This window comes from Rhizobium sp. AG855 (assembly GCF_003610655.1).
In the GTDB taxonomy this organism is placed as follows: Bacteria; Pseudomonadota; Alphaproteobacteria; order Rhizobiales; family Rhizobiaceae; genus Allorhizobium; species Allorhizobium wuzhouense.
In genome coordinates this window covers 19,742-37,257 of sequence record NZ_RAQG01000009.1, presented here as the reverse complement: position 1 = coordinate 37,257, position 17,516 = coordinate 19,742, and the positions used below count along the sequence as shown (strand labels likewise).

The 17,516-nt window shown below is 56.4% G+C and carries 24 protein-coding genes; 10 read left to right on the top strand and 14 right to left on the bottom strand.

Features of this window, described 5'->3' with window-relative positions; all coding sequences use genetic code 11:
• Positions 1–23: 23 nt before the first annotated feature.
• The gene (locus tag DFO46_RS23405; protein WP_120279308.1) at positions 24–1,295 is read right to left on the bottom strand and encodes a Y-family DNA polymerase; all 1,272 of its coding nucleotides are present in this window, start codon (positions 1,293–1,295) and stop codon (positions 24–26) included.
• Positions 1,292–1,723: a translesion error-prone DNA polymerase V autoproteolytic subunit gene (umuD, locus tag DFO46_RS23400; protein WP_245422714.1), complete on the bottom strand. Its 432-nt coding sequence runs from the start codon at positions 1,721–1,723 to the stop codon at positions 1,292–1,294. Before umuD ends, DFO46_RS23405 begins: the two co-directional genes overlap by 4 nt.
• A 177-nt stretch (positions 1,724–1,900) precedes the next feature.
• Here umuD and DFO46_RS23395 point away from each other — a divergent pair, with 177 nt between their 5' ends.
• The gene (locus DFO46_RS23395) at positions 1,901–2,248 is read left to right on the top strand and encodes a hypothetical protein (protein ID WP_120279344.1); all 348 of its coding nucleotides are present in this window, start codon (positions 1,901–1,903) and stop codon (positions 2,246–2,248) included.
• On the opposite strand, the gene DFO46_RS23390 is transcribed toward DFO46_RS23395, so the two are convergent.
• Together DFO46_RS23390 and DFO46_RS23385 are read right to left on the bottom strand one after the other, a co-directional pair.
• Positions 2,242–2,583: a hypothetical protein gene (locus DFO46_RS23390; RefSeq protein ID WP_120279307.1), complete on the bottom strand. Its 342-nt coding sequence runs from the start codon at positions 2,581–2,583 to the stop codon at positions 2,242–2,244. The genes DFO46_RS23395 and DFO46_RS23390 overlap by 7 nt on opposite strands.
• Positions 2,584–2,947: 364 nt before the next feature.
• On the bottom strand, positions 2,948–3,184 hold the full coding sequence (locus DFO46_RS23385) for a hypothetical protein (protein WP_120279306.1): 237 nt from the start codon (positions 3,182–3,184) through the stop codon (positions 2,948–2,950).
• A gap of 225 nt (positions 3,185–3,409) precedes the next feature.
• Here DFO46_RS23385 and DFO46_RS24210 point away from each other — a divergent pair, with 225 nt between their 5' ends.
• The 3 genes from DFO46_RS24210 to DFO46_RS23365 all read left to right on the top strand — a co-directional run bounded on the left by DFO46_RS24210 (position 3,410) and on the right by DFO46_RS23365 (position 4,997).
• Complete coding sequence (locus DFO46_RS24210; RefSeq protein ID WP_245422713.1) at positions 3,410–3,781, top strand: hypothetical protein; 372 nt, start codon at positions 3,410–3,412, stop codon at positions 3,779–3,781.
• Complete coding sequence (locus DFO46_RS23370) at positions 3,778–4,200, top strand: hypothetical protein (RefSeq protein ID WP_120279305.1); 423 nt, start codon at positions 3,778–3,780, stop codon at positions 4,198–4,200. The genes DFO46_RS24210 and DFO46_RS23370 overlap by 4 nt, the downstream gene beginning before the upstream one ends.
• Positions 4,201–4,454: 254 nt before the next feature.
• The gene (locus DFO46_RS23365) at positions 4,455–4,997 is read left to right on the top strand and encodes a helix-turn-helix transcriptional regulator (protein ID WP_245422712.1); all 543 of its coding nucleotides are present in this window, start codon (positions 4,455–4,457) and stop codon (positions 4,995–4,997) included.
• Between the two features lie 49 nt (positions 4,998–5,046).
• Here the strand turns inward: DFO46_RS23365 and repC are convergent, their stop codons facing one another.
• The 8 genes from repC to DFO46_RS23325 form a co-directional block, all read right to left on the bottom strand.
• Positions 5,047–6,285: a plasmid replication protein RepC gene (gene repC, locus DFO46_RS23360; RefSeq protein WP_120279304.1), complete on the bottom strand. Its 1,239-nt coding sequence runs from the start codon at positions 6,283–6,285 to the stop codon at positions 5,047–5,049.
• A 191-nt stretch (positions 6,286–6,476) separates the two neighbouring features.
• A complete protein-coding gene (repB, locus tag DFO46_RS23355) occupies positions 6,477–7,490 on the bottom strand; it encodes a plasmid partitioning protein RepB (protein ID WP_120279303.1) in 1,014 nt (337 codons plus the stop codon).
• The gene (repA, locus tag DFO46_RS23350; protein ID WP_102022175.1) at positions 7,487–8,701 is read right to left on the bottom strand and encodes a plasmid partitioning protein RepA; all 1,215 of its coding nucleotides are present in this window, start codon (positions 8,699–8,701) and stop codon (positions 7,487–7,489) included. Before repA ends, repB begins: the two co-directional genes overlap by 4 nt.
• Positions 8,702–8,927: 226 nt before the next feature.
• The gene (locus DFO46_RS23345) at positions 8,928–9,797 is read right to left on the bottom strand and encodes a zincin-like metallopeptidase domain-containing protein (RefSeq protein WP_120279302.1); all 870 of its coding nucleotides are present in this window, start codon (positions 9,795–9,797) and stop codon (positions 8,928–8,930) included.
• 221 nt (positions 9,798–10,018) lie between these two features.
• Positions 10,019–11,068, bottom strand: coding sequence for a hypothetical protein (locus DFO46_RS23340; RefSeq protein WP_281039975.1), 1,050 nt, complete (start codon positions 11,066–11,068; stop codon positions 10,019–10,021).
• A gap of 3 nt (positions 11,069–11,071) precedes the next feature.
• Positions 11,072–11,371: a VirB3 family type IV secretion system protein gene (locus DFO46_RS23335; RefSeq protein ID WP_081950740.1), complete on the bottom strand. Its 300-nt coding sequence runs from the start codon at positions 11,369–11,371 to the stop codon at positions 11,072–11,074.
• Positions 11,371–11,718, bottom strand: coding sequence for a TrbC/VirB2 family protein (locus DFO46_RS23330; protein ID WP_120279301.1), 348 nt, complete (start codon positions 11,716–11,718; stop codon positions 11,371–11,373). The genes DFO46_RS23335 and DFO46_RS23330 overlap by 1 nt, the downstream gene beginning before the upstream one ends.
• A gap of 10 nt (positions 11,719–11,728) precedes the next feature.
• Positions 11,729–12,637: a lytic transglycosylase domain-containing protein gene (locus DFO46_RS23325; RefSeq protein ID WP_120279300.1), complete on the bottom strand. Its 909-nt coding sequence runs from the start codon at positions 12,635–12,637 to the stop codon at positions 11,729–11,731.
• A 225-nt stretch (positions 12,638–12,862) separates the two neighbouring features.
• Between DFO46_RS23325 and DFO46_RS23320 the strand changes: the two genes are divergently transcribed.
• The 6 genes from DFO46_RS23320 to DFO46_RS23300 are packed head-to-tail and all read left to right on the top strand — an operon-like array spanning position 12,863 to position 16,131.
• Positions 12,863–13,471, top strand: coding sequence for a hypothetical protein (locus tag DFO46_RS23320; RefSeq protein ID WP_115672744.1), 609 nt, complete (start codon positions 12,863–12,865; stop codon positions 13,469–13,471).
• Complete coding sequence (locus tag DFO46_RS23315) at positions 13,468–14,004, top strand: thermonuclease family protein (RefSeq protein WP_052642577.1); 537 nt, start codon at positions 13,468–13,470, stop codon at positions 14,002–14,004. Before DFO46_RS23320 ends, DFO46_RS23315 begins: the two co-directional genes overlap by 4 nt.
• Positions 14,001–14,705 carry a thermonuclease family protein gene (locus DFO46_RS23310; protein ID WP_120279299.1) on the top strand — a complete coding sequence of 235 codons (705 nt, stop codon included), beginning with the start codon at positions 14,001–14,003 and terminating at the stop codon, positions 14,703–14,705. Before DFO46_RS23315 ends, DFO46_RS23310 begins: the two co-directional genes overlap by 4 nt.
• Positions 14,706–14,759: 54 nt before the next feature.
• Positions 14,760–15,110 carry a hypothetical protein gene (locus DFO46_RS24025; protein ID WP_245422711.1) on the top strand — a complete coding sequence of 117 codons (351 nt, stop codon included), beginning with the start codon at positions 14,760–14,762 and terminating at the stop codon, positions 15,108–15,110.
• Position 15,111: 1 nt separating this feature from the next.
• Positions 15,112–15,699 carry a hypothetical protein gene (locus DFO46_RS24020; protein ID WP_183042018.1) on the top strand — a complete coding sequence of 196 codons (588 nt, stop codon included), beginning with the start codon at positions 15,112–15,114 and terminating at the stop codon, positions 15,697–15,699.
• A 9-nt stretch (positions 15,700–15,708) separates the two neighbouring features.
• A complete protein-coding gene (locus tag DFO46_RS23300) occupies positions 15,709–16,131 on the top strand; it encodes a hypothetical protein (RefSeq protein WP_120279342.1) in 423 nt (140 codons plus the stop codon).
• A gap of 41 nt (positions 16,132–16,172) precedes the next feature.
• Here DFO46_RS23300 and DFO46_RS23295 read toward each other — a convergent pair whose 3' ends face one another.
• Both DFO46_RS23295 and DFO46_RS23290 read right to left on the bottom strand, forming a co-directional pair.
• On the bottom strand, positions 16,173–16,439 hold the full coding sequence (locus tag DFO46_RS23295) for a hypothetical protein (protein ID WP_120279298.1): 267 nt from the start codon (positions 16,437–16,439) through the stop codon (positions 16,173–16,175).
• 360 nt (positions 16,440–16,799) lie between these two features.
• Entirely contained in the window at positions 16,800–17,516 is a 717-nt protein-coding gene (locus DFO46_RS23290) for a sulfite exporter TauE/SafE family protein (RefSeq protein WP_120279297.1), read from the bottom strand.

Here is a 17,516-nt window from a genome sequence, read left to right as displayed (position 1 = left end):
GCTTATCACTCATGGTCTAGACCTCACCTTGCCAGCGCGACTGGCAGCTCCTTTATATTGGTCGTGTAACGCGGCGATCGGCGGTCAAACTTCGCTTGCCAGTGACGCTTGATTCCGGCCGAGGCAGGGATGAGCGATCCTCGCCCGAACTTGCCGTTGACCGCATCGAGTGCGGTCATAAGCCGTTCTGATTGATTGCGATCACGTGCCTCGAAGAGAGGGCGCGGCTGTGATTGCGCCGGCACCAGATCATTCATGATGATGCCGGCCTTCGCATAGCGATGGCCGTCCCTGAAAATTTTTTGCGCTCCGCTTTGCGCTGCCCGGATCAGGTCGAATGTGTCATTCGATGCTTCGGCAAAATGCACCGTCGTTTGCGCCGAATGCGGATTGTCCTTTTGGTTGAAGCGCGATGTGTGCATGAAGACCGCCATATGCGTCGCCTCAAGGCCATGCCGACGCAGCTTCTCCCCTGCCCTCATCGCATAGGCCGCCACTGCCTCGAGCATTCCGGCAAGATCCGTGACTGGCGCTCCAAAGGATCGGGTTACGGCGCAGCCCTTCCGTTGTGGCGGCACGTCTTCAAGCGGCAGGCATGAAATGCCCTGCAGCTCCAGAACCGTCCTCTCCCCCACCACGCTCAGAAGATTGCGGGCAAGCCGCGCATCAACACGCGCTAGGTCGCCGGCTGTTTCAATACCCAGGCCGAATAGTTTTCGCTCTGATGCCGATCCGACGCCCCAAACCTCCCCAACCTCGACGCGATCGAGCCAGCTTTGCCGAACGAATGCATCTGTCAGGTCGCAGACGCCGCCAAGCTCCGGATTCTTCTTTGCAACGTGGTTTGCGAACTTCGCCAGTGTCTTGCTCGGGCCAATGCCGACACAAGTCGGGATTCCCGTCCATTGCTGAACCGTGGACCGAAGATCGCGGCCGAAAGTAACGCGATCGGCGGGCCTGATGTCGGTCATATCCAGAAAGCTTTCATCGATCGAATAGACCTCAACATCCGGAGACCATTGCCGATAGATCGCATTCAGCCTGGCGCTCATGTCGCCATAAAGGGTGTAGTTGCTGGAATAGACCGCCACGCCGTTGTCGCGACAGAGGTCACGGATCTTGAAATAGGGTTCTCCCATGCCAATGCCGAGCGCCTTGGCCTCCGCCGTCCTTGCAACTGCACAACCGTCATTGTTGGACAGGACAATCACCGGGCGCTTGGCTATCGACGGGTCGAAGACGCGCTCGCAGGAGCAATAGAATGAGTTGCCGTCAATCAGCGCGAAGGAGGTCATCCCTTTCTCCTCGGTCGCAGCCAATGAACGTTGCAGAGCGCGACGCCCCAGATCTCGACTTCCGCAATCTCCGGAAGGTCGAACAGAGGCATGTCCGAATTCTCGAACATCAGCCGCGGGCGACCACCTGTCATGCGCAGCCGCTTCAACGACCGCTCGCCATGTACGGTCGCTACGACAATATCGCCGTCGACCGGGCGCAGGCTGCGGTCGACCAAGATCAAATCCCCGTGGAAGATTCCGGCGTCTCGCATCGAATTGCCGTCGACCTTCCACAAGAACGTCGCCGGCGGGTTCCGGATGAGGAGCTTTGTGAGGTCAATCGATTCTTCGATGTAGTCATCTGCGGGTGACGGAAAGCCGGCGCATAACCCGTGGAGCATGAGAGGCACATAGACTTCTGCCTCGATTTTCAGGCCGGCGAGCATTTCAAACTGGTCCTTTCGTGATACTGAATGAAAGGAACAAACAGGGAACGCATGGGCCGCTAAAAGTCAAGATGGAACATGACGCGAGCCTAATCTGCAGATTTGCACCTAACGCGAGTGTCTGCGTGGTGTTAGCTTTTTGAGGCGTTGTCACAATGGAGAGGAATGAGGATCGCCATGACTGACGAAGTGGAACACCTGTCAAATACGCTGATGTGGACCGTCGGCATGATCACTCAAGCCGGGCCAGATGACCTCAAACGTGTGGCAAAGGCCTATCGAGAAGCGCAGGATCTGGTTTCGCAGATTCCGAAGACCGAGGAAGGCGCACGGCCTCGCATCGTCGCTTGCTTCCATCGGTCGGACGAGTATCGCGCTGCAGACGATATCGCCTGCGTGGGATGGGTCCTAACGGCTATCCAGGAGCGCGTAAACGAAGGCGATCTACGAGACTGGAGAAAATTGCGAACGGTCGTGAAGCAGATGGTAAAGCTGCTGCCGGAGCCGACGCGCTCGCTTCACTGAATATTTGGTGTATCGAGAAGATGTTCAAAGCCCTCCCAGGTCGCCTTGTCGTCCACCCAATGACGCTGAAGCTCTTTCCATCTTCTGTCCGCCGAAACCTGCATCTTCGCGATGGTCTCAAGGAGTTGGCGCGAGAATAGCAGCTCGTCCTGTTGAGCGGTTTTGAATATGATACCGCCCTCTGGGTCATAGGAAACGTGAAGCAGCTGATTGTCCGCATTGAGGACGAACATGGACACTTCTGGTTCGCCATCCTCGTTTTTGGTTACGATCAGCGTATCGACTGGGTAGCCGCCGGTTGCCTTTTGCAGTGCCTGGTCAAAAGCATTGGTCATGGGATCACCTTTCCTGTCACTGTCGAATCTAACGGAACGGTTTTGGCGGGGAAGTCGGTCCCGGCTTCCGCTTCGCGGCGCTATGCTAAGCCTCCTGCGGCTTCCCTTCTTCCGTCAAAACCGTGTCGAGAATTCCCGCTTTCCCGCCCCAGAAGGAGGAGCGGCGCTATGCTGAAAGCTCCGATGTTCTTCATTGTCCTTCTCGGATCTCGGACTGGCGCCGATCGATCCGAGCGGTGCCTTCGCCAGAAGGGGGGAAGGACGCCGCATGAGCGCCAGCTGTTCGCCAAAGGCGGCCGGCGCGCGGCGGAAACCAAACCCAACCGGCTGAGTGTTATGGCGCGGCTTTCGCCGCGCCATTCGTTTACTGCCTTCCGATCGTCCGGGGCTCCATGGCGATCACCAGGTCACGCACCATCTTCAAGGTCGTATCGTCGAGCTTTTTCAGGTGGTCGACCGTTTCCTCCATCAGCTGGTCTCTCAGGGCTTCGCGTGACTCGGCTTTCGAGCGAGAGGGCTGTTCGTTGACGAGAGGACCGAAGAACTCTTCCGGGGTGATATTCAGGACTTCGAAAACGTGGAGTAGGCGTCCTACTGTCATCAAGGAGGAGGCGTTTTCGTAGCGGGCATAGGTATGGGACGCTACAAATGCTGGAGCTGAGCGACTCAGTCAAAAAGGCCCGGAGCGAGGTCATGACCTTGATGCAAGAAATTGAACGTTTCCTGCCGAACGAGCAGAAGAGGTCGTAAGATGGCTAAAGGGACTTCCAGCATATCTGATTTTCCCGTTGCACCGCGACGGTCCCGGGGGAATGTACCCAATCCAATGTCGCAGCCGGCTATAGACAACGAAGCAGAAAACGCGGTCGCCAGCCATCAACCGGACGAGGTCGCTGTCGAAGAAGCTCCCGCTCAGGTACCAGCCGTTCAGGTGCCCCCAAGATCAAGTTTGATTTTGCCCTCACCGGAGACTCGCCGGGAGAGAGCGACGAACAAGTCGTTGGAGCGTGAGGCGTCCAGAATACGACTGCAGGAGCTCAAGCAGAACAAGGCGCGCGAGAGCAAGCACTTCGTCAATTGCCCTCTTGATTACGACACCAAGAAACGCTTGGAGCGCGCAGCCTCTGAAAACGACTTAAAAATGACGGTGATCGTCAAGGCCGCAATCGACCAGTTCCTGAAGGATAATGGTTATTGATCCTCGACCTTCGATTTCTGGCCGGGGTGGCCGTGGGCACCACCCTTGGCTTCTTGATCAACCCTGAAGCAGCGGAGAAGGCAGGGATCGACATTCAGTCCATAAAGAGGACTATGCCTCTTATTGGTTCTTCTCCAGCCGAGCCGGTCAAACAAGCTGATTGGCCAACCAACGAACACGCGAAACGGGAGCTGTTCCGGTTTGCGATGTGGGACTTTGAGACATTTGGGCCGAAGTCTGAGATTTTGATCACAAGGTGCATCAGCATCGACCAGCTTTTATTGGCATGCGAAATGCGCGTGAAGCTGAGCTGGATCTCCGAAGAAAGAACGGTCGAAGGCGTTTTTCAATCCAGCGCCCACAGCTGGAACCTGATCGCTGCGAAAGCCGTGAACAGGAATGCTCCCACTGGATCTTGAGGTGATGGACAACGCGCCCTGAGTTGCGGGTTTTATATCGAGGAGATCAGCATCCTGGCATTCATTCCCCCCACTTTTGTTAGGGCTTTGTAACTGGCGCGCAGGATGACAGTGCCTTAATGGCACGTTATGGTGCGTGATATCTGCCACAGGCGGATTTGGGGACTGAGGGAATACCGACTGTGCGGAATCTATCCGACTATATCAAATCAAGGGAACTGGTTGAGACTACAGATCCAGATTTCCAGAGACCCTTGTACCGCAAGGAGGGATTCGACGGCATAGTCAGCTTCGGCGAGATCGACGCAAAACTTTCCGCATTCCTACTCGACGAACGCGCGAAAACTGGTCTGACCCAGAGTGATTTCGCGACCCTGGCTGGTCTCGCTCGAGTGGTCTACAGCCGCTACGAACTGAACATTTCGCGACTGACCGTCTCTCGAATGATTCACCTTTCCGAGCTCCTTGGGTTCCTGCCGATGCAGATAATTCATGCCGCAGCACCTCATCTCTACGGTAAAAATCCTGAAGAGGCCGATGATCGGGTTGAACTCTTCAGACTCATTCATGACCTCCCGCATGACACCATACGCAGTTTGATCGGTATAGTTGGCCAACTGACGCCTAAGGATGTTCTTGAAGCTCGGCAAAAAGCGGAAGCGGAGGCCGAAGCAAAAGCTGAGGCCGAACGCCAACGACTTACTAGAAAAGCGGCGAGAGTCAGCAGGAAAGGCCGTCCCCCTGGCCGGCCACCAGGTCGAAAATCATCCAAGGTCGATACCCCGACAGACGATTGAAGAACGGAAAGGGCCGTCAAGTGATGGCCATTTAGGAACGCGTCGTCCCTCACCCCGTTTTCCGATCGCTGTTCGCATTTGCACGCATCAGCGACATCAGCATCGGTCCCAGTCCGAACTCCCCTACCCTCGCCCGGCGCGTGAGATCGCGGAGATATCCACCTGCCGAATTGATATGCCCTGCCCTCTCCAAGATTGCAGCCATGGCAACCGCCGCGTTCTCCGGCCCCATCACCTCGCAAGCCTCCTGGTAAGCCGACGGGCTAACACCAAGCATTGATCGTACCACCACCGCGGCGCCCATCAGCTCGCGCCAATGGGAGATCGTGCCGCCGGGCCCGTAGTCCGAAATCTGCGGGCAGGCTTTCAGGACCATCGACAGCGGGAACGCCTTCATCTGTTCCGGCTTTGCAAACGGCTGAGCAACCGCTTTGGGTGCTACTTCCAGCACGACGGCTCCGCCCTGCTCTTTTCCAGAGCTAGGTTCAAGTTCATAGATGGATTCGGGTTTTGAATTCTGTATGTGGCAGCCATTTTGAACAGCATTGCCGTCCATATTTTGAGAATCTAACTGATTTTCCAGAAGGTTGAGGATTTCGGTGCGCAAAAGCTGCATCTCGTCGAGGATTGCCTCCACCTGGCGACGGTCAGGATTGCGGGGAAGTCGGCTGACAATGCCGACATACATGTCTTCGATGGCTTCCCAGTCGCCGTCAGCCCCCTCCTCCATCGCGGCGGAAATTAGCTTGCGTACATCACGCCGGCAGATAGTCAGCGCCTCTTTAGTTCGTCTGAACTGCAGGCGCTCAGCAGCGACTTCCTGTGCCAGTGCTGCAAGTTCCGCAGCGCGAGCCAAAAGTGGAGAAAGATCGAATCCAAAGGCCTGCTCGATATCGCCACCCTTGTCACGGTGAGCGTAGCGCTTGCCGTTCGGACTATCCTTGCGCTGGATGAGCCCGGCTTCGACCAAGGCAGCCAAATGCCGCCGCAAGGTCGTTCCGGTAATGCCGTGCGCTCTGACAGACAGCTGGGCATTGGATGGAAAGACCACCAATCCACTATCGCAGTTGAGCTCGCTCTCTGGATAAAACGTCAGCAATGCGTCCAGCACAGTCAGCGCCCTGTCCTGGAGGCCAAGGCGTTCACGGGCCTCACAGGCGTCGCGAAACACTTTCCATTTTTCGACCGGGCGGTTTGGTTTCGTCTCGGACGTCTGGAGCTGCCTCTTTACAAGAGCAAGCACAGCCGGCCGCCGCCCAAAGGGCGTCGTCACATTTCCCGTCTGCATATTCCTTCACCTTTCTTCAGGCAAAAGAAATCCGCTCACCAAAACGATGCCAAAGACTCTTGACTGGGATTCATGGAAATGCGATTCTCGATCTTGCTAGGAATTGAGAGAGGCTTCCATGACGGAAACGTTTTGGGGGCCTTTTTCTTTTGTCGCGGTCTCTCCTCTTGACCAATTAACGAGTGTCTCGATCACACCTTTTGGTGAGTTGGATCGGAATGATTGTTGTATTCGTTTAGAAGATCAGGCATTCGGTCCGCCAGCCAGCGCGCGAAAGCGCGTTCCTGCTTCGGGATTGAGACCGTAGTTCCAGCCGAATTACTCTTCATGCGGCCAAAAACTCGGTCACCCACGGCGAAGTCAACAATCTCTTCAGTTGGTTCCGCAGTCACTTTGTCGGCTGCAGCACTTGCAGCTCGTATCGCTTGGGCAATACGGCTGGAGCTGTCAGCGCCTCGAAACTCGACCGTGTTGATTATCTTGCGAACACGTGCTGCGCTGCTCGGATCTTTCAGCAACTCGGCAAATGCGGTCCATTTCGGTCGACCAACTCCTTTTGCTCTACCGATCGCAAGAATGATGTCTTCGGGGACCGCCTCCGTCACTCGAAACAGATGCGATATTGCCGCTTCTGAAGTTCCCAAGATTGGGCACATGGCGCGATGGGAAAGGCCAGCACTTTTGAGCTGTACTGCCCACATTGCCTGCTCGATCCAGGTCAGGTTTTCCCGAACACCATTCTCAAGCGATTGCTCTTCAATCAATTGCCGATCGGAAAGCTCTCGAACATACGCTCGAATCTTTATGGTCTCCGGTCGATCCGCTTCTGTCATTATGGCCTTGATCGCCGCCCATCGACGGTACCCGTAGGCAAGCTGATAATGATCCGGTTTCGTCGGATGCGGCCGAACGAGAACCGGAATTTTTTGGCCTTCGCTTGCGATAGAAACCTTAAGCGCCTCGAGCTCTTTGGCCGCATCTTCGTCGTTGCCAAAGCGATCTCTATAGGGGGAGCGGTCGATACGGTCAGGATCGAGTGAAATGACACTATCTTCGGTGAGCTGTGTCAGTGCTCGACCCACATTGGAAATGACAGGTGAAGAGTGCCGCCGCGCCAGCGAGTGCTTGTCAGACGCGTCCGACACCACAGTAGATTCTGTCCGGTTTTCGGCGGCCGCCATTCGCTGAAGGATGCTTTTCTTCATGTGCTACGCCCCCAAACTTTGTGAACGAGGTCGAGGATTTCGGAGTTAACTCGATCAGCGCTCTCAATTGCACGCTTCAACGCTTCACGACCGACCTCGCCCGACTCAAGCTCGTATAGGGTCTTCTTCGCTACCGCTGCACCGGCGATTGCCGTCGATTCGAGCGCCTCCGCAACGAGTACATCATCACCAAACAACCGGCGCATGACTCCAGACATGTACTTCTGGGGCCCGTCATTCGGGTTCACGCGAGTGAGCAGGAAACGGAAAAAGTCATGCTCAAATTTAGCTCCAAACTGCCCCAGAACTTCCGATAGATCGGAGATCATGATCAGGAACTGATTGCACGATGCAACGTCGAGCATCGCCGGATGAACGGTAATGATTAAGGACGTGGCTGCGTAAAGAGCGGCGAGCGTCGAGTATCCAAGGGACGGTGGGGTGTCGATGATCACGATATCGTATCGATCATCGACACGGGCCAGGGCGCTGCTTAACCGCTCGAAAAACAAACCCAAGTCATCTCTGGTTTTCGAGGTCAGATAGGATGGGGTATCAAACTCAAAATCCATTAGCTCCAGATTTCCAGGAACTAGATCGACACCCGGGAAATAGGTTGGCCGGATCACTTCAGCGAGCGGCCGCCTCTCATTGTCATATCGAATGGCTGCATAGGCTGTCTGGTTCTCGCCGAGATCGAACTCGGGCTGAATACCAAATAGCGCAGTCATCGATGCTTGCGGATCAAGATCCAGACACAGGACCCGATAACCCTGAAGCCCTAGAAAATGTGCAAGATGGATAGAAGTGGTTGTCTTGGAACTACCACCTTTAAAATTGGCCGTAGCAATTACCTGAAGCTTTTCCCCTTTGCGACGATGCGGGAGCAGTTCGCCAGCTTCGTCCGGACGAAGTTCGGCCAAGAATGCCCTCAGTTCCTTGACCTGTTCTATCGTGTAGGTTCGCCTATTGTTTTCTGCACGCTCGGGCAAAGGCCCCTTCCCTTCCAGCGTCAACTGGCGAAGAGTACTTTCCGGAACCTTGAGTAACCGCACCAGGTCCAGGGTTGAGAATGTCCGGCCAAATGTTTTCTGCGCAGAGGGTGGATAGACAGCCTCACGCATATCGTTCAGCTCCGCAGAGAGTTTCGAGGTGTAAACCCCGATCTTCGACGCAGTGTCTCTGACGCTCTGAGAAGCTGGCTGCAACATTCAATCCTCTTGACGGTTCTGACCACTTTACGAGATCATTTCCGTCAGAGATGCCAGACTGACTCCGATTCTTCAAGGCGTTTTTCGTTAACAAGAAGTTAACGCATCGAGGTGCCCGACTTTACAGTTGTAAAGTTTTTGGTCGATACGCATCAAGGATGCCCGACTTTACAATTGTAAAGTTTTGGGTCGATGCGCATGAGGCCCGACAGTTATGCCAGGGGCCCTACCCTGTAGAAGAGCTGAACTGTCGCAGATAGTCAGCGACTGCCTGAGCCTTTGCGGCGGCAGTGATTACTGCACGTGAATCCTGCTTGAGCACCTTGAGCCAGTTTTCAACGTAAGTCGCGGTGTTGTCTCGCGGATCATGCTCGATACCAAGATCGGCGCAGACGAACGCGGCTGAGATCTCGGCAACAAGCTCCTCCATGGCGTAGGCCTCACTGCCGAACCGCCCACTCAGGTCACGGCCCAAACGTGCCTTTGCACCACTCCAATGAGAAATTTCATGAAGAACAGTGCTGTAAAGGTGAATCTCGCTGAGGAACCGCCCCCGATCCGGAATCAGAATGTCATCGAGACCAGGGCGATAACAAGCCTGCTTGCCGCCGTAGGTGATCTTCGCGCCAGTGCGATCTATGAAGGATTCGACGTTTTCGAGGACTGGAACGGCATCCATTGGCACATCATCGGCCGGGCTCTTGAAGCGGTCAGGCAGGTTATCGATCTGCTCGACGTTGAAGACAGCGTAGCCCTTGAGATAGGGGACTGCGCGATCGTCCGCCTCCTGATCCTTCGGCGTGAAGGTGCCGTACTTGACGACGAGGGTTCCTTGTTCGCCCTTGCGGACCTGAGCGCCAAGCTCTTGAGCCTGCCGGTAAGTCATCCATGTGTTTTCGTCGTAGCCGGCGAGTTGCCCGGAGAGCCAAAGCATGACCACGTTGATGCCGCGATAGGCTTCGCCGGAGGCACGCAGCGGCGTAGCCGACCAGCGAACATTTCCGCGCCATGGCCGAATCCAAGGCTTGGTGCCGGCCTCGAGCTGCTGGATGATGGTGTCGGTGATCCGCTGGTAGGTGTCCTTTACGCTCTGCATTGCCGTCTCCTGTTCGTTGGTTGACGGCAAAGATCCGAAGATAGCGAAACGAGCCCATGCACCCGTAGGGCCGCAACGGAGTGTAGGACCGCGCAAGCGGTTGAATGGGTGAGGGGCTATCGTAGTTTGTCCGTCAAACCATCCAACGGACAGGAGAGGGCGCTGAGCGTAGGCACCCCGGCCGACGATACGGGCCCTCACTGCAGCGACAGGGCCGCAGATCAGCGCTCTCGGTCGTCTTGGTCGCGGTTTCGCTGGCGATCGGCAAGCTGCTGCGCTTCGATAGCCTTACCCGCTTCGTCGGATGCCTTGATCTGACGCTGGAGACGGCTGATCCGTTCTTGTGCGATCGGCTTGTCAGCCAGCGTGAACGACTGTGTCAGGATGAACTCATGGTTCACCTGGAGCAATCCATCCAGCATGCCGGGACCAGTGAATGGAGGATATTCTTTGATCGAGAGTAGAGCGGCATAGCGGCTATCTTCTTCCACCGCCGCTTGTGCCTGCATAGTCCGCTTTGAAAAGTGAAGCCGTGAAGTGCCGACGTAGTTCCGAATTCCCATGCGCGGAAGCCGCATCTTTCGCGGCACACCGCAGGTCAGGATCGTGTTGAAGAACTCGCAGGGCTCCGAATACGGATCGCCCTTAGCGTCTTCTCCATCGATGTCCTTTTTCGCGGTATCGTCCGATTTCTTGCGATACGTAATGCCAAGCGGCTTTGCGCCGTACTTGTGCAACTCTTTCACGATGTTCCCAACCAGCTCTTCGAGGTCGGTCACGTCTTCACGGGTCGCTTGGGACCTGGCCTCCTTGTTCGAGCGTTCAAAGATCCGCTTCAGCGAGTCGCCGAGGCCAAGCGCCCCTTTCATGCCCGAACGCACGATCGTCAGGTAGATTTCGTTCGTGAACATCCGCTTCTTGCGAAGTTGGTCCATATAGCGGTCGTTCAGGATCTCGCAGAAGGAGGAATCGAACGAACCGCCGATTTCGGTCTCGACCTCACGACGGATTACAGTCGACCAAAGAGAATAGCGGCTCGAACCTAGAGCTCGGATCATGGTGTTCTGCACAACAGAACGCATGTTCAATTCGGCCTGGTCCTCCGTCTGGAAGAACAGTCCGTCAAGCTTGATGACGCTGATCAGGGTTCCATTCTCGAGCCCGATGACCGTGTCAGACACATGCCGCATATAGGGGATGTGAACGGACATAGGCCGCTCGTTGCCGGCGACCTTCCCAAACCCAAGCTCTTCCTTGACGACTTTCAGCATCTACTATGGTCCGTATGAGTTGGTGCCCCAAAAGCGTTTGTTGGGGGTCCTTGGCGTCTTGCGGGACGTGACCTGCAGGACGTCGAGAATCTTGCTGTCCCAGGCACAAAGCGAGAAAAGGACAAGATAGGCGGCTGGCGCGATCAGCAGTGCCGCCAGATGGTTCGTCACCAGCCACCCAATGATTGTCACGCCGATGATCAGGACGACCGCCATGTAGGGGACGCCCCATAGCGTCGGAGAACGGGTCAAGCCGATCACCAACGGCGTCAAAGCTGGCTTCTCGTCCTGAAAATCGCTCATCAGCCGCCGCCTACCGACGAAATCATCTGGTCAACGATGGCAGGGGCGCCGAACACGAGACCGATGCCAATGACGACGGCTCCGGCCGTGAACCACGAGAGCCTGCCGGCAAAGGCAAGGAAGCCGAGGCCAATCACGGCGATGATTGCCATCAGACGTCCGAAGGGTCCGGTGATGAAGTCAACGATCATCTGCACGGCTGTCTGAAGGGGGGCGAATGCACCGCCGCCGCCACCGCTAGCCTGTGCAAGCGCTTGATCAGCGCCTGCAACTTGCAGGGCTGCCACCAAGCCAATGACGGCCACTGCCTTCAATGCCCCGGAATGCCGGGAAACGACGTTGTTCATAGTTCTCTCCTTAAAAATGCATCACGCCGCCGACGAACTTGCCGGTCTTCTCCACAGCGATGACTCCGGCATCGCTGGTGTTCTTTGCCGCCATGTCTCGGACGATCCCGTTCGCCTTCCGTTTGCCGGTTGGCATCGGTAGGCCAAGCTGGAAATTCACGACCTTTGCGACATAGCCGACGGTTTCTTGGAATGGCGGAACGCCGCCATATTCGTAGATGCGACCCTCCCCGCTGTTGTAAGCGGCTGCGACCAGAAGCGGGTTCTGAAACTCATCGAGCAGGAAGCGCAGGTACTTCATCCCGCCCTCGATGTTTTGAGCGGGATCGCAAATGTCCTGAACACCGAAGCGAGCCGCCGTTTCGGGGATAAGCTGCATCGGTCCGCGTGCGCCTTTCGGTGAATTGCGGATCTCATCGAAGCGGCTTTCGGCCCAGGCAATCGCAACCGCGAAGCCCTCATCGACGCTGTATCGGCGCGCAGTGGATACAACCAGCGCTTTAATCTCATCAGGTGACAGGGGCGACGGCCCGCACTCTTCAACGGGAGTCCGTGCCCCTAGATTTTTGGGGGTATCACTAGATGTAGTATCTAGAGTGGGAGTCTGGACAGGCTCAATGCGGCCGCTGGCGCGCTCCGAGACATCAAAATACGCGCTGATAGACGCATCAATTTGATGCCATTTGGCTCCCGCGTCGTTCGACGCCGTTGCGCCCAAATCCTCGGCTCCGCCCTTCGTGACAACACCGTTTGCACCAAGGACGAATTCCTTCTCTGATGTCTCGACACCGCTCCAGCGATCTTCGAAGTTCGTGACAAGAGATTCCTCGTTGATTGTCACAGAACCGTTGTAATCGCTGGGAATACGCCCTGTTGCGGCTAGGTCTTGTGACGCAGCAGTATTGGCCGCGAGCAGCATGGATAATGCTGCGCTAGTCAGGGTTCGCGGGCCTAGATACCCTGCATAGACAGTGTTTTTATCCATCGCACCCGCCCGTCAAACGGTGTTGTGATCGCCACGAAAACCGACTAGAGTCAATACACACATGATACCGAATTGATGCACTCTTACAAGTTTTCTGATCGGTGTTAAACCCTATTTTGCAGGGTCAACAATCGGACTCAGGATGGTTAGGGCTAGAATATGAAACAGGCCATCATTCCCGCGCTTCTAAGTTGCGCATTGGCAACACAAGCGCTTGCCGCTCCTGCGGTGAACAAGGACTACATCAGGTCACTGGCGGCGCCGGGCAAGACGGTTCTTGTCGTCGAGTATTACGACGGGACCGGCAAAGTCGCTGATCGCAAAGGTTACGCCACTGCCAATGGCTTCAAGGCTATCTCGGCGACTGAGTTTCGCGTCGATGAATCGACAACGTTGCATCTATATGGCGTTCAGCCCTGCAACGGCGATTTGGTCAATCGCGCGGAGGACTATTCCGGGACTTGCGAGGAGTTTGGTACGCAGCAGCTGCAAACGATGCTGCAGAGCCCCAAGGTTCTGTTCTGCAGGGCCTTCATCAGCGAGCAGACTGCCCCCGTTCAAGATGTCACTTGCTACGGCTACTATAACTATCCTGGAGCAATGGACACGGTTGATAATCTTGAGGAGCAGCTTCTGTCGTTGGGAGCGGTTCGCCTGACTAAGAAAGCCGATGGTTCATTCGAACGTCCTGATCTCACGGAGGCTCAGGAAATCGGCCAGAAGGGTTCCTACGGCATGTGGGCAGATCCTCGGGTGAAGGCGCAATGAAGCTTGCTGCTGCACTCGTCGCGACTCTACTGCCCTTTGCAGCCAATGCCGCACCTGAAGGGTACTTCGATCTTGCTCCCGGCATTACGCTGGAAACGGGGGACACCTGGATCTCGAACGGAGAACGGTTTCGTCTCTATGGCATCCAGTCCTGCTTGCGTGGCACTGCCTACACGGATGGTCAGGGCAATAGACAAGATTGCGGCGAGGCATCGCTTGCGATGTTGGCTGCCTACATCAAGGACACCAAACCGATCTGTGCCCCCGTGGCGAAGCTTAACGGCATCTCATATGTCGTTTGTTACGCCACGGTTGGCAGTCAAAGGCTCGACCTCGCGCAGATCATGGTGACAAGCGGCTATGCATTCGCCGCCTTGAAGACCGATGGTCTCCCTTATCATGCCCCCTACGCCATAGCCGAGCAGCTTGCTCAGCAAAAAAAGGCCGGCCTTTGGCAATTCTCCGACGTTCAGCATCCTTCCATCCTGCTTAGTCGTGAGGCGAACCAGCGATCGAGGAGCGCCCAGCCATGAGAAACCGCCTTATCCTTGCTATCGCCGCAAGCTCTTTGGCCTTGCCGGCGTTTGCCGCCGATCCGATCTATCAAAACTGGCACGCCCTACGCGGTCAGGCTGCGCCTCCCGTTGCTGCTGCTGTTCGGTTGCCGACGTTCAAAGGCCCGGTAACCGTTCTCGACGGCCGCACGCTATGGTTCGGCACGCTTGGCAATGGCTATAAAGTAAGGTTGGCTGGCATCGACACCTGTGAGCTTCCTCAATGGGCTTTGAACCCAAAGTGGACCAACCGGGACAAGCAACAGGCTCCAACCCCCGTTCCATGCGGTCCCTTCGCCAAGGCCTGGCTGAAAAGGACTGTCGGAAACAGACCCACGAGTTGCGTCGGTCTGGCCTACGCGAACGATGGGATACCCGTCGCACAATGCACGACTAACGGTGTGGATCTCGCCGCCGAAATGCTGCGCGTCGGTTGGGCCCGTCTCGATTCCCCCTACATCAACGCCCAATATTACGCTTATCAGACCAACGCGATGGCCGCCCGGTATGGGATGTGGGGAACCTACGTGTTGGACATGAACGAATGGCGCCGCAAAGCTGTCGACCGGACGCTAGATCGGCATCCGATCGCCGACTTCAATCTATTGGCCGAGCGGAAAAGCGAGATCTCTCCTCCTTTTGCTGATGCGCGAAACAAGCCGAAGAGGACAGACCGATAGTTGCCAGACCTCGCACATATTGCGACCTCTCTCGCAACGGATCCCTTGGCTGGCTTGCTGCTTGCCATCTCCCTCTCGATCGCCCTCATAATCCTGGCGCAGAGACTCTGGTGGATCCACGCGCTACTAGCGGCCTTCCTTCTCATCCTGTCGCTGGCTTTCCACGACATACGCCACTTGTCCTTCGACAGCTACTTGGTCGGGCTTTTCGCCTTCGCCGCGGTTTCTCGGGACATTCCCAATCAGCCACTGCTCTATCGCATCGGCATTTCCTGGTTTGCGTGCTTCGCGCTGATCTCGGCCCTCATCTACGCTGCAGGCGAACGCATCCAACACAGGACTCCGCTCGAAAGACCTTTTTCCGAGCCGGCAATTTCAGCAGCATTGATCAAGAGGGACACCTGATATGAAACCAGTGTTTTTTGCCGCAGCCGGTCTCGCGGCTCTTGCCATCTCTCCAGCATCTGCCAAAGCCGAGGATGCCTCATGGGGTTGCCAGATCCTCTTGTGCGCAGCCTCACAAAGCCCGTCTTGGCATGGCGTCCCCTACTGCGTTCCCCCGATGAAAAGGCTCATATCAGCTATGGCGAAGCCCGGCTTCTCCTGGCCGATCTGCCATGAAGCAAAAGCCGGAAAGCCGGGCTATGAACCTTACGAGGAATGCCCTGCCGGCATGACCGCCGTTTCCTCCCGCACCGATGGGGATCGGTCGTTCTTGGGCGGAGACGACAAGGATCAGTGCACGAAAACCGTCAACCAGTGCAGCAACCGTGCCGCCTTCCGTACCCAATTTGGTGACAGCCAAGAAAACGAGCGCAAAGGTGTCACGATCCGGCAGATCAACCAGAACAACGACAATGATGTCTTCAACCGAGACAATGGCTGCATGGTGCAGATCACTCAGCCCCGCCCTCGCCGCGCGGATCCCTATTATTTCGACATTCCAAACGATAAGGGCGTCAAGCAGCGCGCTTGGTTCAACCTGAACGACTGAGTGGATGACATGAACAGCAACATTCTCATCGTAGCAGCCGCAGGTCTCGGCATTCTCGCCGGTGCTGGAGGTACTTATCTCATCATGCCGGAGCCAGAGCCGGTTGTTCGGGCCCCTACTGATGCGGAGATCGCGGCCCTTATCGCAGCCAATCCCTCCCTAATTCCCGAACCTCCGGCCCCTGTGCTCGAGATACCGACAGAAGAGGAAGCCCTAGCCGCATACCGCAAGGCATATGCCCGCAACCCTCTGAGGACCGGCCGCGGTGATGCCGATGTAACTCTTGCCTTGGGAGAGTGTGACGAGAACGCCAGCGGTCCAGGCGTATCATGCGTTGCGGCCATCAAGAGGAACCCAAACGCAGCTCCTCTCGATCGTGTCATTGGATTTGCCAAGTCTGCATCCGGCGAGTGGGTTGCCACCAACTACTGATTTCAGGGCCAGATGCCTGTTGCTCATCAATGCCCCGGCAGTCAGATGGAGCCTGAAAGAAGAAGCTCCATTTCCTCAGAGTTTAGGCTCCCCTTGGAGGCAATTAGATATCCCGCTACGTAAAGTAGCTTCTGATATCTCTCATCCTGATCTGACGGCGCGTGCCTGATGATTTCCATACGTGCCTTCGCTTCTTGATCCATGTCAGCGCCGCCCTCGCCGTTGATGGCCACCAGGTACACGGCCCGGTGACGTTCGACCTTCACGGACAATGGCTCGTTGGGTTGCAGCTCAAGCTTTTCTGTCATCTTTCCTTCTCCACAAGCGCAAGCGATCACTCCTTGACCTCCCGAAATCGAAGGGAGGGCAGGAGCCCCGCTCCTGCTCCCGAGCTCGTGCGGAACAGCTGGAGAGAGGGGGACAAGCGCTAAACCGGAGGGGGATCACCCACCCGAAGGGCCGAGACGGATTTCATGGAAATGCGGCCGGTGCTGCAGGCCACACAGGCCGAAGCATGGGGAGACCGGTTTAGTGCTTGTGGGGGAGAGAGGGCAGAGCGCCTTTCTCCCCTCTTAGTGCGTTGAATCAATGTAGACGTTCTTGGTAGCAAAGCCGGAAAGTCGCTCGCCATCCGAGTTATAGAGGCTGCCTTTTCTGCGAATGCCGCCTTACGTGAGGGTCATTGTTGCAACTGCGACCATGCCGAGACCTACAATGATCTCCAGTCCACGAGACAGCTTGAGCCTCTGTTCATTGCGGCTGAACAGCCGGTCGAAGACCTTCCTGAAGGAAACAGCCAGCAGCGCGACGCTAGATAGTGTCAGGGCAACGCCGCCCAACATGAGGACTGCAAACAGCAGTCCTGCAGTGGGCACCCCGCGCGCAGTTGCATAGGTCATGACAAAGAGTGTCAGCGGACAAGGGATAAGACCGGCCACGAAGCCAAAGCCCGCGCCCTCGCGCTGCGCATGGTTATGGCTGCTGGCGCGCAGACCCCTCCAGATCATCCAGAGACCGATCAGACCGATGGCGCCACGGCTCAGGTGCTCCAGAACTGGCGACGATCCGGGTCCAGAACCGCCGAACATGTAATCGATCAGCGGCAGTGACAGAAGGACGATCATGACCGACACGGTAATATGCGTGGTCGCCAGGACAACGGCGGTTAGCAGCGCGCTCCACGGCCCTCCCTTTGAGCCGACAACATAGGTCGCCATCAGCATCTTGCTATGGCCCGGCATGAGTGCATGGACAGCGCCCAGCAGGAGTCCCATTGGCAGAAAAGCAAGGAACGCGGCTGAGCCGCCGCCGTTTGCGAAGGTGCTTATGTGCTCGCCGAATGCGAGATAGGTCTCTTTCTGATACTCCATGATCCAGGTCAGCAT

Coding starts and splice junctions, on each gene's coding strand:
- DFO46_RS23295 (WP_120279298.1), bottom strand. CDS start 16,439: ATGACAGAAAAGCTTGAGCTGCAACCCAACGAGCCATTGTCCGTGAAG.
- repB (WP_120279303.1), bottom strand. CDS start 7,490: ATGAAGAAAAGCATCCTTCAGCGAATGGCGGCCGCCGAAAACCGGACA.
- DFO46_RS23330 (WP_120279301.1), bottom strand. CDS start 11,718: ATGAACAACGTCGTTTCCCGGCATTCCGGGGCATTGAAGGCAGTGGCC.
- DFO46_RS23290 (WP_120279297.1), bottom strand. CDS start 17,516: ATGCTGACCTGGATCATGGAGTATCAGAAAGAGACCTATCTCGCATTC.
- umuD (WP_245422714.1), bottom strand. CDS start 1,723: ATGCTCGCCGGCCTGAAAATCGAGGCAGAAGTCTATGTGCCTCTCATG.
- DFO46_RS23385 (WP_120279306.1), bottom strand. CDS start 3,184: ATGACAGTAGGACGCCTACTCCACGTTTTCGAAGTCCTGAATATCACC.
- DFO46_RS23315 (WP_052642577.1), top strand. CDS start 13,468: ATGAAGCTTGCTGCTGCACTCGTCGCGACTCTACTGCCCTTTGCAGCC.
- DFO46_RS23325 (WP_120279300.1), bottom strand. CDS start 12,637: ATGCTGCTCGCGGCCAATACTGCTGCGTCACAAGACCTAGCCGCAACA.
- DFO46_RS23340 (WP_281039975.1), bottom strand. CDS start 11,068: ATGCTGAAAGTCGTCAAGGAAGAGCTTGGGTTTGGGAAGGTCGCCGGC.
- DFO46_RS23320 (WP_115672744.1), top strand. CDS start 12,863: ATGAAACAGGCCATCATTCCCGCGCTTCTAAGTTGCGCATTGGCAACA.
- DFO46_RS23335 (WP_081950740.1), bottom strand. CDS start 11,371: ATGAGCGATTTTCAGGACGAGAAGCCAGCTTTGACGCCGTTGGTGATC.
- DFO46_RS24020 (WP_183042018.1), top strand. CDS start 15,112: ATGAAACCAGTGTTTTTTGCCGCAGCCGGTCTCGCGGCTCTTGCCATC.
- repA (WP_102022175.1), bottom strand. CDS start 8,701: ATGTTGCAGCCAGCTTCTCAGAGCGTCAGAGACACTGCGTCGAAGATC.
- DFO46_RS23395 (WP_120279344.1), top strand. CDS start 1,901: ATGACTGACGAAGTGGAACACCTGTCAAATACGCTGATGTGGACCGTC.
- DFO46_RS23405 (WP_120279308.1), bottom strand. CDS start 1,295: ATGACCTCCTTCGCGCTGATTGACGGCAACTCATTCTATTGCTCCTGC.
- DFO46_RS23390 (WP_120279307.1), bottom strand. CDS start 2,583: ATGACCAATGCTTTTGACCAGGCACTGCAAAAGGCAACCGGCGGCTAC.
- DFO46_RS23300 (WP_120279342.1), top strand. CDS start 15,709: ATGAACAGCAACATTCTCATCGTAGCAGCCGCAGGTCTCGGCATTCTC.
- DFO46_RS24210 (WP_245422713.1), top strand. CDS start 3,410: ATGTCGCAGCCGGCTATAGACAACGAAGCAGAAAACGCGGTCGCCAGC.
- DFO46_RS23310 (WP_120279299.1), top strand. CDS start 14,001: ATGAGAAACCGCCTTATCCTTGCTATCGCCGCAAGCTCTTTGGCCTTG.
- DFO46_RS23345 (WP_120279302.1), bottom strand. CDS start 9,797: ATGCAGAGCGTAAAGGACACCTACCAGCGGATCACCGACACCATCATC.
- repC (WP_120279304.1), bottom strand. CDS start 6,285: ATGCAGACGGGAAATGTGACGACGCCCTTTGGGCGGCGGCCGGCTGTG.